Source organism: Allosphingosinicella sp., assembly GCF_036403745.1.
GTDB lineage: Bacteria > Pseudomonadota > Alphaproteobacteria > Sphingomonadales > Sphingomonadaceae > Allosphingosinicella.
This window is the reverse complement of sequence record NZ_DASWQI010000052.1, coordinates 1-13,015: the sequence shown is the minus strand read 5'-3', so window position 1 is coordinate 13,015 and position 13,015 is coordinate 1. Positions and strand designations below refer to the sequence as shown.

General features: G+C 67.3%; 17 protein-coding genes and 1 pseudogene. 8 read left to right on the top strand and 10 right to left on the bottom strand.

The annotated features are described in order from the left end of the window. Positions 1-723: Crp/Fnr family transcriptional regulator (locus tag VGC56_RS09945; protein ID WP_464124744.1), on the bottom strand; the 723-nt coding region annotated here is incomplete at its 3' end. Between the two features lie 25 nt (positions 724-748). On the opposite strand from VGC56_RS09945, the gene VGC56_RS09940 reads away from it, so the two are divergent. Next, positions 749-964, top strand: coding sequence for a hypothetical protein (locus VGC56_RS09940; RefSeq protein WP_464124743.1), 216 nt, complete (start codon positions 749-751; stop codon positions 962-964). On the opposite strand, the gene VGC56_RS09935 is transcribed toward VGC56_RS09940, so the two are convergent. Further along, positions 961-1,143 carry a hypothetical protein gene (locus tag VGC56_RS09935; protein ID WP_464124742.1) on the bottom strand — a complete coding sequence of 61 codons (183 nt, stop codon included), beginning with the start codon at positions 1,141-1,143 and terminating at the stop codon, positions 961-963. The two genes, VGC56_RS09940 and VGC56_RS09935, sit on opposite strands and share 4 nt — an antisense overlap. A 165-nt stretch (positions 1,144-1,308) precedes the next feature. Here VGC56_RS09935 and VGC56_RS09930 point away from each other — a divergent pair, with 165 nt between their 5' ends. The 6 genes and pseudogenes from VGC56_RS09930 to VGC56_RS09905 form a co-directional block, all read left to right on the top strand. Continuing rightward, the gene (locus tag VGC56_RS09930; protein WP_464124741.1) at positions 1,309-1,482 is read left to right on the top strand and encodes a hypothetical protein; all 174 of its coding nucleotides are present in this window, start codon (positions 1,309-1,311) and stop codon (positions 1,480-1,482) included. Between the two features lie 232 nt (positions 1,483-1,714). Next, positions 1,715-2,293 (top strand): ubiquinol-cytochrome c reductase iron-sulfur subunit, encoded by a 579-nt coding sequence (gene petA / locus VGC56_RS09925; protein ID WP_464124740.1) that lies wholly within the window; start codon positions 1,715-1,717, stop codon positions 2,291-2,293. A 1-nt stretch (position 2,294) separates the two neighbouring features. Then, positions 2,295-3,599, top strand: coding sequence for a cytochrome b (locus tag VGC56_RS09920; RefSeq protein ID WP_464124739.1), 1,305 nt, complete (start codon positions 2,295-2,297; stop codon positions 3,597-3,599). A 14-nt stretch (positions 3,600-3,613) separates the two neighbouring features. After that, positions 3,614-4,537 carry a cytochrome c1 gene (locus VGC56_RS09915; RefSeq protein ID WP_464124738.1) on the top strand — a complete coding sequence of 308 codons (924 nt, stop codon included), beginning with the start codon at positions 3,614-3,616 and terminating at the stop codon, positions 4,535-4,537. 139 nt (positions 4,538-4,676) lie between these two features. After that, positions 4,677-5,207 (top strand): hypothetical protein, encoded by a 531-nt coding sequence (locus tag VGC56_RS09910; protein ID WP_464124737.1) that lies wholly within the window; start codon positions 4,677-4,679, stop codon positions 5,205-5,207. A gap of 113 nt (positions 5,208-5,320) precedes the next feature. Beyond that, positions 5,321-5,856 (top strand): annotated as a pseudogene (locus VGC56_RS09905) (IS5 family transposase); the annotation flags it as partial. A gap of 424 nt (positions 5,857-6,280) precedes the next feature. Here the strand turns inward: VGC56_RS09905 and VGC56_RS09900 are convergent. The 8 genes from VGC56_RS09900 to VGC56_RS09865 form a co-directional block, all read right to left on the bottom strand. Next, positions 6,281-6,511: a DUF6894 family protein gene (locus tag VGC56_RS09900; protein ID WP_464124736.1), complete on the bottom strand. Its 231-nt coding sequence runs from the start codon at positions 6,509-6,511 to the stop codon at positions 6,281-6,283. A 60-nt stretch (positions 6,512-6,571) separates the two neighbouring features. Continuing rightward, a complete protein-coding gene (locus VGC56_RS09895) occupies positions 6,572-6,751 on the bottom strand; it encodes a hypothetical protein (RefSeq protein ID WP_464124735.1) in 180 nt (59 codons plus the stop codon). Positions 6,752-6,767: 16 nt separating this feature from the next. After that, a complete protein-coding gene (locus VGC56_RS09890; protein ID WP_464124734.1) occupies positions 6,768-7,247 on the bottom strand; it encodes a DUF2141 domain-containing protein in 480 nt (159 codons plus the stop codon). A 93-nt stretch (positions 7,248-7,340) separates the two neighbouring features. Beyond that, positions 7,341-7,553, bottom strand: coding sequence for a hypothetical protein (locus VGC56_RS09885; protein WP_464124733.1), 213 nt, complete (start codon positions 7,551-7,553; stop codon positions 7,341-7,343). Positions 7,554-7,648: 95 nt separating this feature from the next. Beyond that, entirely contained in the window at positions 7,649-8,965 is a 1,317-nt protein-coding gene (locus tag VGC56_RS09880) for an ABC transporter substrate-binding protein (protein WP_464124732.1), read from the bottom strand. Then, entirely contained in the window at positions 8,962-9,789 is an 828-nt protein-coding gene (locus tag VGC56_RS09875) for a carbohydrate ABC transporter permease (protein WP_464124731.1), read from the bottom strand. Before VGC56_RS09875 ends, VGC56_RS09880 begins: the two co-directional genes overlap by 4 nt. Then, positions 9,786-10,664, bottom strand: coding sequence for a carbohydrate ABC transporter permease (locus VGC56_RS09870; protein ID WP_464124730.1), 879 nt, complete (start codon positions 10,662-10,664; stop codon positions 9,786-9,788). Before VGC56_RS09870 ends, VGC56_RS09875 begins: the two co-directional genes overlap by 4 nt. Then, positions 10,661-11,746 (bottom strand): ABC transporter ATP-binding protein, encoded by a 1,086-nt coding sequence (locus tag VGC56_RS09865; protein ID WP_464124729.1) that lies wholly within the window; start codon positions 11,744-11,746, stop codon positions 10,661-10,663. The genes VGC56_RS09870 and VGC56_RS09865 overlap by 4 nt, the downstream gene beginning before the upstream one ends. A gap of 90 nt (positions 11,747-11,836) precedes the next feature. Between VGC56_RS09865 and VGC56_RS09860 the strand changes: the two genes are divergently transcribed. Continuing rightward, a partial coding sequence (locus tag VGC56_RS09860; RefSeq protein WP_464124728.1) for a family 43 glycosylhydrolase occupies positions 11,837-13,015 on the top strand: 1,179 nt, incomplete at its 3' end.

Below are 13,015 nucleotides of genomic sequence, written 5' to 3'. Positions count from 1 at the left end.
CCCCACGTGGAGGTAATCGGGCTTGAAGTCGCCGGAGGAGGCGAGCGCGTTCCAGTCGGGGATCGTGATCGACCTCTTGTACCGCTCGATCAGCCCCTCGGCCTCGAGCGCGCGGAAGGTGCGGTTGACGTGGACGGGGGTGAGCCCGAGCACATCGGCGAGCTGCTCCTGGGTCATCGGCAGCTCGTAGCGGCGGGCCGGGCCGGGCGTCGCCCCGCTCTGGCGGATCGCCATTTCGCACAGCAGGTGCGCCAGCCGGCCGCGGGCGTCGCGCCGGCCGATATTGGCGAGCCATTCGCGGAATATGGCGGCCTCGGCCAGCGCCGCCGCCATCACCGCCCGGGCGATCGCCGGCCGCCGCTCGACAAGCTGCTCGATCGCCTCGATGGGGATCGCCGCGACGGTCACCGGCGTCAGTGTCTGCACATTGTCGTCCGCATAAGCGACGAACAAATTCTGGAGGTCGATGAGATCGCCGGGGACGTAGATGGCGACGATCTGGCGGGCGCCGCCGGCGACGATCTTGTGACGGCAGGCAAAGCCTTGGAGGAGCACCCGGCAGCGGGTCGGCCGGTCGCCCTCGCGCAGGATGTGGCCGCCGGCGCCGATCGCCTTGAGGCTGTGCGGCAGGCCGAGGATTGCGCTGCGGTCGGCCGGTTCCAGCGGGGCGCGGGCGGCGAGGCCGTCCGCCAGCGAGAGGAGTGTGGAAGAAGCTTCGAACATCGAAAGACTCGCGAAACAACGCGTTATGGTGAAGCACCTGAAAGGCACCCCCGAACGGCAACCGGACGACTGGCCGTTAACGATGTTCGATACCTGCTTTAGGATGGTGGGTCTCAAACATAGGTTTTGGTGCGGGGATAAAGCGCTGAAACTACAGGCTTTCTTCATGATCTGGATCAGCCGCACCGGCTGGCACCGCGATTTGGCGAGCTCACCGCGCGGCGCCGTGGGCTCGGCCTAGAGGACGAACGGCGGACGCGCGCGCGGCGGCCGTCCCTCCAGCTCGCACAGGCGCGCATAATGGAGCGACGACAGCTTGAGGTGCGATCGGGCCGCCGCCATGTTGTCGGACATCAGCCCGAGGCTCAGCTCCTTGCGGGAGCGGGTGGCGTGGTAGGCGATCAGGTCTTGGTTGCTCATGCCGCGCTTGTGGCCGCGGCCGCGCGAACCCGCATTCACATCGATCAGCAGGACGCCGAATATTGTCCGCGGCACGGCGATTTTCCACCGCTGATCCAGGTCAAGGCGGCCGTCCGCGAATCGAGCTAAACACTTCCCGCGACACGAGAATTTGGCGAGGGGATAATGAGCAAGGAGCAGCTCCGGCGGTTCATGGACCGCGCGGAGGAGGAACGGGTGCGTGCCCACACGGCCCGCGATCCGATTACGAAACGCGCGTGCCTCGACCTGGCCGAGAAATATGAGGCGGTGGCGAAGGCTTATCGCCGCCTCAGCCGAAGCGGCGGCGACGACGCCTAGGCTGGCGCGCATCGGCGTTGCAGCGCCGACGGGAGCTGCTCGCCTGGAGTAACCCGGAACCGCGGCCGCACCCGCACAAAAACACCGTTGGCAAAGGGCCGCCCTCGCGTCTATCAGGCCCGCCAAGCCGCCAGGGGACCCCCGACGCGGCGCTGTGCGGCTTCGCCGCGGCCGGTTTTTCGCGGCTCGCAGCGGGGCTTTCGCACATCCGTTCGAAGCGCTGAAGGATCCTATGGCGAGCGTTGAACAGACAGGCGGAGCGCATGACGCGGGCGTCGAAGACGGCGTCCGGCGCCGCGACTTCATCAATATCGCGGCCGTGACCGCGGCGGGGGTGGCGGGTGCCGCGACCCTCTATCCGTTGCTCAACCAGATGAACCCCTCCGCGGACGTGCTCGCGCTCGCCTCGATCGAGGTCGACATCTCGGCGATCCAGGCGGGGCAGGCGATCAAGACCATCTTCCGCAAGCAGCCTCTGTTCGTCCGGCACCTGACGCCGGACGAGATCAAGCAGGCCAATGCCGTGTCGCTGGGGGAACTGCGCGACCCGCAGTCGCTCGCCGAGCGCACCAAGCCCGGCAAGGCGATGTGGCTGGTGACGATGGGCGTGTGCACGCACCTTGGCTGTGTTCCCCTGGGCGCCGGCGAGGGCGAGAGCCGAGGGCCGTTCGGCGGCTATTTCTGCCCGTGCCACGGCTCGGCCTACGACACCGCCGCGCGCATCCGCCGCGGGCCCGCCCCCAAGAACCTCGAAGTGCCCGATTACAGCTTCAAGTCGGACACCGTGATTACCGTCGGCAAGGTGGCCTGAGATGAGCTTTTCCTGGGCAAAGAGCTACGAACCCAAGCACCCGCTGATGCGCTGGGTCGATCAGCGCCTGCCGCTGCCGCGCCTCGTCTACGGCGCCGTCGGCGGCGGCTACCCGGTGCCGCGCAATTTGAATTACTGGTGGAATTTCGGCGTGCTGGCGGGCCTTGCGCTCACCATCCAGATCGTCACCGGCATCGTGCTGGCCATGCACTATGTCGCGTCGGGCGAGCACGCCTTCCAGTCGGTCGAAATGATCATGCGCGACGTCAACCAGGGCTGGCTGCTGCGCTACCTCCACGCCAACGGCGCCAGCTTCTTCTTCGTCGTCACCTACATCCACATCTTCCGCGGCCTCTATTTCGGCTCGTACAAGGCGCCGCGTGAGCTGGTCTGGATGCTCGGGCTCGTCATCCTGCTCCTGATGATGGCGACCGCGTTCATGGGCTATGTGCTCCCCTGGGGGCAGATGAGCTTCTGGGGCGCCAAGGTCATCACCGGCCTGTTCAGCGCCATACCGGTCGTCGGCACGTCGGTGCAGCAATGGCTGCTCGGCGGCTATGCGCCGGACCAGGCGACGCTCAACCGATTCTTCTCGCTCCACTATTTGCTGCCGTTCGTCATCGCCGGCGTCGTCATCCTCCACATCTGGGCGCTGCACATTCCGGGCTCGTCCAACCCGACCGGGGTCGACGTCCAGAGCGAGCAGGACACGCTGCCCTTCCACCCGTACTACACGGCGAAGGACGGCTGGTTCGCGGCGCTCTGCATCACGCTGTTCGCAGCGGTGACCTTCTACGCGCCCAATTATCTCGGCCACGCCGACAATTACATCATGGCGAACCCGCTCTCGACGCCCGCGCACATCGTGCCGGAATGGTATTTCTGGCCGTTCTACGCGATCCTGCGCGCCTTCACCGCCGACTTCATCCTGCCGGCGAAGCTGTGGGGCGTGATCGCCATGTTCAGCGCGATCATCCTCCTCTTCTTCCTCTCCTGGCTCGATCCGTCGCCGGTCCGCTCGGGCAATTACCGGCCGACGTTCAAATGGTTCTTCTGGATCCTCGTCGTCGACGTGCTGGTCCTCGGCTTCTGCGGCGGCAGCCCGGCGGAAGAGCCCTATGTGATGATCAGCCAGCTCGCGACCATGTATTATTTCGCCCACTTCCTGATCGTCCTCCCGATCATCTCGTGGACCGAAAAGACGCTGCCGCTGCCGAGCTCGATCACCGCGTCGGTGCTCCATGGGGAGGCGGCTGAATCGGCCCCGATCGATCTCAGCGGGCACCGCCCCGCGGCTGCGCACTAAGGGGTAGACTGGCGATGGTTCGTATTCTCGGCATCCTGGCCGGCCTGGCGTTGGTCTTCGTCGCCGCCTGGTCGTTCGGCCACGGCGCCTACAGCTTCCTGACGACGCCCAAGGAGCGCAACGTCGTCCATGAGTTCCACAAGGAACCCAAGGCGCTGCACCTCGCGTCCGACGGCCCCTTCGGCAAGTATGACCGCCAGCAGCTGCAGCGTGGCTTCCAGGTCTACAAGGAGGTCTGCTCCTCCTGCCACTCGCTGAACTTCGTCGCCTTCCGCAATCTCGAGGAGCTCGGCTATAACGAGGCCGAGGTGAAGGCGCTCGCCCAGGGCTGGCAGACCCAGGTCCCCGACATCGACCCGAAGAGCGGCGATCCCAAGGGGCGCAAGCCGATCCCGGCCGACCATTTCCCCAGCCCGTTCCCGAACGAGACCGCGGCGCGCGCCAGCAACGGCAATGCGCTGCCGCCGGACCTGTCGCTGATCACCAAGGCGCGCGAGGGCGGGGCGGCCTATGTCTACTCGCTGATCACCGGCTACCAGAACCCGCCGGCGAACCTCCCGGCCGAGAACCGGCCGAGCCCGACGCTCCACTACAATCCCTATTTCGCGAATTTGAACATCGCGATGCCGCCGCCGCTGCGCTCGGACGGGCAGGTGACCTACGCGCCGGGTAACCCGAGGCCGACGGTCGACCAGATGGCGCAGGACATCGCCGCCTTCCTCACCTGGACGGCCGAGCCGCGGCTGGAGAACCGCCACCGCACCGGCATGGCGAGCGTGATCTTCCTGCTGTTCCTGACGGTGCTCGCCTATCTCGCCTACCAGAATATCTGGCACGGCCCGACCAGCCGCGCGGTCCGCCGCACCGGCGTGCTCGATCCGGAGAATATGGCCAAGCGCGACGCTGCCAGTGCCGAGGCGGACATGGGCTCGGCCTGATCCGACCCTAACGAATTGTCCTGATACGGGGCGTCGGACCGGGAGGTCGGGCGCCCTTTGTCGTTTCGCTTGGCCTCAGGAACCGCTAGGTTGAGGCGTTCGTTTTGAGCCGCGTCATTCTTCACCCGGAGTTTCGCTCATGCGCCATCCCCGCCTTCGCGCCCTCGCCATCGCCGTTCTGGGCGTCACCGGCCTTTCCGCCTGCGCCGAGGATTACGGCTATGGCGGCGGCTATGGCCGCGTCTCGGTCGGCTATGGCGGCGGCGGCTGCGACCCTTATTATTACGACTGCGGCGCCTATGGCGGCGGCTATGGCGGTTATGGCTACGGCGCCGGCTATGGCGGCTACGGCTATGGCGATCCCTACTGGGGCTGGTGGGGCGATTATTTCTACCCGGGCATCGGCTTCTACGTCTACGACCGGCTCGGCCGCCGCTACCCCTGGAACGAGCAGACCCGGCGCTATTGGGAAGGCCGCCGCGGAAGCTGGGGCCAGCGCAACTGGAACGACCCGACCAATCAGCGCTGGGACGGCTATCGCAACCGCGGCGGCACCGGCACAGGCACCTGGTCGGGACGCACGGGCGGCACCGGGGGAACCTGGTCCGGCGGCACCGGCGGCACGAGCGGCGGCCACCATGGCAGCGGCGGCGGCCACCGGGGGCATTAAGCCCTAGATTTTGTGGACTGTTGAGATTTCCATTGTGGCGGAAGTCTGATTCAAGGCTGTCTTTCGGAAGCAGTCATGCGGGCGATGGATCGGCTCATTCTTCGCGGTGGGCAGCGACGTCTGACGATGAGGACTTCGAATATCTGATCGCCGATTCCACCATCGTTCGCGCCACCAGCATGCGGTGGGGCGACAAAGGGGGTCTGAAGATCAAGCCATTGGCATCTCGCGCGGCGGTCTGAGCGCCAAGATTCAGCTGGCGGTCCGCGGCTTCGGCTGTGCCGTGCGCTCCCACCTGACCGCCGGCCAGATCGGCGATGCGCCTCAAGGCGCAGCCCTCATCGAGGGCCTGTAGCTCGACATCGTCGTGGCCGACGCCGCCGACGACAACAAGCACTGCGCCGGATTCATCGCGGAGAACGGCGCGCTTGCCGTCATCCCCATCAACTCCTTGCGCGCCGGAAAGCACCCGCTCGACAAGCAGCTCTACGCCCAGCGGCACCTCATCGAATGCTGCTTCTCAAGGGTCAAGCAGTTCCGACGCGTCGTGGCCCGCTTCGAGAAGACCGCCCGAGACTATCTTGCCGTCGTCACACTCGCCGCAACCATCCTGTGGCTGCGCAAAGTGTCCACACAATCTAGACCTTGATCGTCTCACGCTGAATCAGCCTGAGACGATCAAGGTCGCCGTTTCGCGGCCACGATCGTCCATTCCGCCTCTCCCCCCGGCGGCGATACGCGTCTTGTGCAGATCTGCCGGCCAAGGGAGTCCTGCCGCTCATCCGCGACAGAAACGGCCAAGATGCCGGCAAGCCGAAGCGGGCCTTGAGGCCCTGCCGCTCACACACGACACGAAGCCGGCAAAGCTACTCCATCGGATGAACTCGGGCAAGGCGATAAGAAACACACCCTGATCTGTCTCAGATGCTCACGTTTTTAGACACACAACACGCATGGCATGTGCGCACCGTCGAAGCGGTCACCCGATCTTGTGCGAGAGGTTGAACAAAACTTTGATCGGCGGCCTGAAGAGCAGCAGCAGCGCGCCGTTCGCAGAGCGACCTGGGGGCCGTTCAATAGGCGGCGGCCAACAGCGGAAGCTTCATCACCTCGCGATGATGCTCGTCTTCCACCTCGACCCAGCCGTCGTGGACGCTGTGGTGGGTGAAGGCGGCGCGCTGGAGCCAGGTGCCGGCGGTCTTGAGGGCGAGGGTGAGGGCCTCCACATCGTTCGCGCAGACTTCGCCGACCATGTCGGTGGTCTCGGATCCGTCGCAGCGGACGTTGAAATAATAACGCGGCACGCTTGGTATAACGCTCAAGGTTGGTTCGGGGACGCCTCTAGCCGCGGACGAGCGCCGGCGTCACCCCCGCTCGGGCGTCGGGCGCATCATCGCGCGGACGCCGAGGCCGGCGAGGATAAAGGCGCAGACCCAGAAGAGGACCGTGGCGAACTCGTTGCCGTCCTCGTCGCCGATCCAGCCGAAGGCGAAGGCGCCGCTGACGAGGGTGAGGAGGGCGAAGATGGCGATGATACGGAACATCGGGCCCTCCTGGGCTTCAGGGGTAGCGCAGTTTCAGGCTGATCCTCTGGCCGCTCGCGCGGACGGCGAAGCGCACCGATCCGAACGAGGGGATGCCGAGGAAGGTGTTGGGGTTGTTCGAGAACCCGAATCCTTCTTGGGGCAAGCCGACGAAGCTGCGGTTGAGCTTACGATTGCCGTCGGCGTCGTGATAGGCGGCGATCGCGTATATGCCGGGCTGGGGCACGAAGATGCAGGTCTCCGTCACCCCCTGGTGGGCCTGCGAGCGGCCGACGTAGAGCGAGCCGTGGCGCGCCAGGAACTTCTTGGGATTGTTGGCATAGAGCGTGACCGCCATCAGCCCGGCGCTGGAGCGGACGCCCTCGACCCGGACGATGAGCTTGGTGTCGCTCGGCCTTCCGGTGCAGCTCGGCTGGGCGGCAGCGGGCGTCGCGGCGAGGGCGCAGACGGTCAGAGGCAAAAGGATGCGACTGGCGGTCTTCGTCTTCCGGTGCATGATTCCTCCCGCGGACTGGAAGGCGCTTCTTGGGACCGGATTATGAACGGAAGATGTCTGGAGCGGCACGCAGCCGCAACCTGGATCTATCCGTCAGAGCCCCCTGGGACCGGGGATGCCGCGCGGCGTTCCCGCAGCGTGCCCCGCGGGAAGCAGGCGCACCGACCGGTGCAGCTCGCTCATCCGCGTGCTGAACGGCGTTTCGGTGGCGACGGCGGTGCGCACGAAGCGCCGCCAGCGAAGTTCGTCGGCGTCCACCGTGAGTGGAACCTGGCTCGCCGCCAGCAATGCTATCATCGTGATCATGTTCGTACCCCCCCCGAGTGAGGCTCGTGGTAAACGGGAATGGTAAAGGAGGTCTTAACCGAACTTGCTAACCATGGTGGCCGAACGGCGGGGCTTCAGGGGATCTGATCGAGCAGTTCGTCCACGCGCCGCTCGGCATCGTTGAGAGCGCGGCCGATCGGCTTGGTGCCGGTGACGGCGGAGGTAAGCTCTTCCCCGAGCAGGCCCTGGATCGCCGACTGGCGCTGGACGTAGCCGGGCAGTTGCACGCCGGTCGCGGCGAGCGGGGCGATGTCGGCGCGGTGCGGCAGCGCCTTGAACTGGGGGCTCGCATAGACGGCGCGGAAGGCGGGGAGGTGGCCGGTGCGGGTCCAGTCGTAATTGTGCGCGGCCATGAACTTGAGGAAGCGGGCGACGGCGTGGACCTGCTCCGGCGTCCGGTTTCGCTTGGGCATGACGAGGGCGTGGCCGTCGACGAAGGCGGCGTCGTGCCCCCACAGCCGCGGATAGGGGTAGACTCCATAGGCGCCGTAGAGCGGCCGGCCCGCGGTCTTCGCCTCCTGGTCGAACGAGCCGATCATCCAAGTGCCCGTGGGATAGATGCCGCCTTCGCCGTTCATGAAGCTGGCGATCGCGGCGGGCGTGTCCTGGTTGAGAGTGGTGAGCTTCTCCTGCTCGATGGTGCGGAACAGCTGGACGACGCGCGCGCCCTCGGGCGTGTTGAAGCGGGCCTTGCGCCGGTCGGGGAACAAGACCGCCCCCTGCGCCATCGCATAGCCGTAGAAGTTGCGAACGAAGCTCGCCGCGTCGCTGACCTCCGACTGGACGAGATAGGGCTTGCCGGTGCGCGCCTTGAACTGGCGCGCCTGGACGAGGAGCTCTTCCGCGGACGTCGGGAGGACCGGCTTGCCGTCCTTCCAAAGGCCCGCCTGCTGGAAGAGCTTCGTATTGAGGTGGAAGAGGCCGCCGATCGTGTCCCAGGCCATGCCGTAGAGGTGCCCCGCCTTGGTGACGCCGCGTAGGCCGGCGGGAGTGATGGCGTCGGGGCCGATCCCCGCCTCCTTGAGGACCCCGTTCATCGGCTCCAAGAGGCCACGGCCCTGATAGTCGGAAATGACCGACTGGTGCATGGTGACGAGGTCTGGCGGATCCCCCGCGGCGATCTGGGCGGTGAGCTGCGGGTAGCCGGGCCAGGCGACGACGTTGACGTCGACATGGACGTCGGGATTTTCGGCCTGGAAGCGGTTGATGAGGGTGGTGACGATGCCGCACTCGCCCTCCGCGGCGGAGACGTCGATGCTGTGGCCGTAGACGGCGCCGCATTCGCCGAAGAAGCGCTGGATCGTGATCTCCGTCCGCTTCGGCCCCGTGCCGCAGCCGCCGGCGAGCGCGGCGAGGGCGAGGGCCGCGGCGAGGCTGCGCAGGCGCGTCACCGGACGGCCGCGCCGGCCATCGCCGCTACGATCTGCTTCTGGAAGATGATGTAGACGATGAGGATCGGGAGCGAGGCGAACACCGCCTGCGCCATCAGGAAGCCGAGGCCCGAGGTTTGGGCGTAGTTCATCTGCGCCGAGGCGAGGCCGACGGTGAGGGTGAAGCGTGCGCTGCGCGTCGCCGAGATGAGCGGCCACCAATAATCGTTCCACGAGCCGAGGAAGGTGAAGACGCCGAGTGTGGCCTGGGCGGGGCGGGTGAGGGGCAGGAGCACCTTCCAGAACAAGGTGAAGCGGGAGGCGCCGTCGAGCATCGCCGCCTCGTCCAGTTCGACGGGGATGGCGCGGAAATATTGGGTCATGAAGAAGACGCCGAACGGGGCGACGAGGCCGGGGAGGATCAGGCCCGGATAGCTGTTGTGAAGGTGGAGCCAGGCGAAGAGCTGGTGGCGCGGCAGGATCACGGCCTGCTCCGGGATGGCGAGCCCCAGGAGGACGAAGATGAAGAGGGTGCGGCGGAACGGGAAATCGAGCCGGGCGAAGCCGTAGCCGGCGAGCGAGCAGAGGATGAGCACGCCAACGGTGGTCCCGAGCGAGACGATGAGGCTGTTCACCAGCCAGTGCAGCACCGAGGAGCCGACGAGGATCGCCCGGTAATTTTCGAGCGTATACGGCCCGGAGAAAGCGCTGGCGGTGTCGCGCATCAGCTCGGAATTGGCCTTGAGCGACAGCAGGATCGTCCAGATCAAGGGCGCCAGCATGATCGCCGCGCCGAGGGTGACGGCGACGAGAGCGATCGGCGAGAGGCGCGCGCGCGGGTTCACCGCCGGTCCTCCTTCGCGGCGCGGCCGACGGTCCAGTACTGGATCAGCGTCACCGAGAGGACGAGGAGGAAGAGGAGTTCGGCGAGCGCGGCGGCGTAGCCGAGCTCCCAGCGGCCGAAGGCGACTTCGAAGATGAGCAGGACGACCGGCCGCGATGCGCCGCTCGGGCCGCCGGCAGTGAGCAATTGCGCCTGGCCGAACAGCTGCAGCTGCGCCGCCGTCTGCAGCATGACGACGAGGATGACGGTGCGCCGGAGCGACGGAAGGGTGATGCGGCGGAACCGCGTCCAGGGCCCGGCGCCGTCGAGCGCGGCGGCTTCGTAGATGTCGGCCGGGATTTGCTGGAGGCCGGCGAGGAACAGCATCATCGGAAAGCCGACCGACCACCAGATGGTGGTGATCGCGAGCGCCGGGATGGTGAGGCTCGGATCGCTGAGAAACGGAGGCGGGGTGCCGCCCAATGCGGTGACGATCTTGGCGACGAGCCCCGCGTCCGGCGTCAGGATGAAGCGCCAGATCAACGTGACGATGGTCACCGACAGCACCGAGGAGGCGAAGAAGATGCCGCGGAAGATCGCCGCTCCCCGGGTGGCGCGGTTGAGGGCGAGCGCCAGCCCGAGCGTGATCGCGGTGAGCGGGAGGACGATCATCACGGCGAGCTTGAACGTGTTCCACAGCGCCTGCCAGGCGATCGGGTCCGCGAGGGCGCGGGCGTAATTTTCGAGGCCGACGAAGCGCCGCGCGCCGAACAGGTCGGCGCGGTGGAAGCTGAGGCCGATGCCCATCAGCAGAGGGTAGATGAGCAGGACGGTGTAGAGGAGGAGGAACGGGCCGACGAAGGCGAAGCCGGCGAGACGGTCGCGCGAACCCCTCACGTCCGCGCCTCCTCCGCGTGGAAGCCGGTGCCGTCGGGGCCGAACAGGTGCGCGGCGGCGCCGTCGATGCGCAGCATGACCTTGTCGCCGATGCGGACCCGGCTGTCGCCCTCGTCCTCCGCGGTGATCGCCTCGCCGTCGCCAAGGCGGGCGTAGAGCAAGGTGCGTTCGCCCAGCCGCTCGACCAGCTCGACCGTGGCGGCGGCGCCTTCGGAGGCGATGCGAACGCCTTCAGGCCGTACGCCGAGCTGGAGCGGGCCCTCCGGCAGCCCCGCCCGCGATACGCGGGTGGCGACCTCGGAGCCGTCGCCGAGACGCACCGTGGCGAACGCTTCGCCGTCGACCAGTGTCGCCGGCGCCAGCGTCATCGCCGGGGAGCCGACGAAGCGCGCGACGAAGGCGTTGGCGGGACGGCGATAGACCTCCATCGGCGCGCCGATCTGCTGGATCTTCCGCTCGTTCATCACCACCATGCGGTCGGCGAGCGTCATCGCCTCGGCCTGGTCGTGGGTGACCATGATCACTGCCGCGTCGACCCGCTGGCGCAGCTGCGCGAGCTCGACGCGGGTGCGCATGCGCAGCGCCGCGTCGAGGTTCGACAAGGGCTCGTCGAGCAGGAACAGCCTGGGCTGCTTGACCAGCGCCCGGCCGATGGCGACGCGCTGGCGCTGGCCGCCCGACATCTGCCCCGGCTTCTTGTCGAGCTGTGCCTCGATCTCGAGGACCCGCGCCGCCTGCTCGACCCGCGCGGCGATCTCGCCCCGCGGCACCTTCGCGTTCTTGAGGCCGAACGCCATGTTCTCGCGCACGCTCATATGCGGGTAGAGCGCGTAATGCTGGAAGACCATCGCGACGCCGCGTTTGCCCGGCGGCAGCGTGTCGATCCGCTCGCCCTCCAGCCGCACTTCGCCGCTGTCGGCCGTCTCAAGCCCGGCGATGATGCGCAGCAGGGTCGATTTGCCGCTGCCCGAGGGGCCGAGGAAGGCGATGAACTCCTTCGCCTCCATGGTGAGCGACACGCCGTCCAGCACCGGCGTGGCGCCGAAGGCCTTGCGGATGTCGGTCAGCTCGAGGCTCGGCACGGAAATCTCCCTCTGGGTAAAGTGATACACGAAGGCTTTGGCGCCGCTATCCCCTTTCTTTCCGGGCCGGTGCCGCTATCGGGCGGCGCCATGGAGTCGCACATTCGCTTCGAGGTCGAGACCGCCGCGGAAGGCGAGGGGAGCCGCATCGCCGTCGCCCGCGCGGACACGGGCGAGCGGCACGAATATCGCCTGCTTGGCGGCGAGCATCCCCATTATATCGATTTCTACCGCGCCCTCGCCCGCGATTTCGGCACCCGCGTCCCGCACGTCTACGAGGGCCCCGCGCCGGCGGCGGGGCCTGAGCCCGACTGGCGGCCGCTGATCGTCGAGAACCTCTCCGACCGCACCCATGCCGGCTATGGCGATCCGGCGGTGCTCAAGACCGACGAAGGCTACATCCTCGTCGCCACCTCGAACGACGGCGCCGACGCCTTTCCGATCGTGCACAGCGACGACCTCGTCACCTGGACGCACAAGGCCTTCGTGTTTCCGGAAGGGTCCGCACCAGCCTGGACCGCGACGGGGCGCCATGTCGGCGATTTCTGGGCGCCGGAGATGGCGAAGGTCGGCGACGAATATTGGCTCTGCTTCACCGCGCGCCAGAAGACCAATGCGCTCGCCATCGGCCTCGCCAAGGCGCCGAGCCCGTTCGGCCCGTGGCGCGACATCGGCCGGCCGCTGCTCGCCGATGGCGGGGTCAACACGACCGGCATGGCCGACGATCCCGGCCGGCCGCTGCAGAGCGGCGGGGTCATCGACGCCCATTTCCTCATCGATGCCGACGGCGCGCGCTATCTGTTCTGGAAGCAGGACACGAACGGGATCTGGCCGCGACCGCTCGCCGGCCTGCTGCGCGAGGGGCCGGAGCTGATCGACCAGCTCTTCGCGACCGAGAGCGACCGCCGCACCGCCGCCTTCGCCGCGGCGATCCAGCCCTGGGCGAACGGGCGGCGGCCGATGGAGCGCTTCTTCCTGATGCAGCCGCTGATCGAGGCGGCGCTCGACAATTGGCCGGTGGTGAGGCGCGTGCTCGAGGAATGCGGCCATGCCGGGCCTATCGTCGAGGCCATGCGCACGCCGATCCGCGGCCAGCGCCTGTCGGAGGACGGCGAATCGCTGGTCGGCGAGCCGGTGGTGGTGCTGGCCAACGATCTCGATTGGGAAGGCCATCTCATCGAGGGCCCCTGGGTGACTCGCCAGCAGGGCCGCTACTGGCTCTTCTATGCCGGGAACGACTTCGCCACCCCCGCCTACGGCATCGGCGTC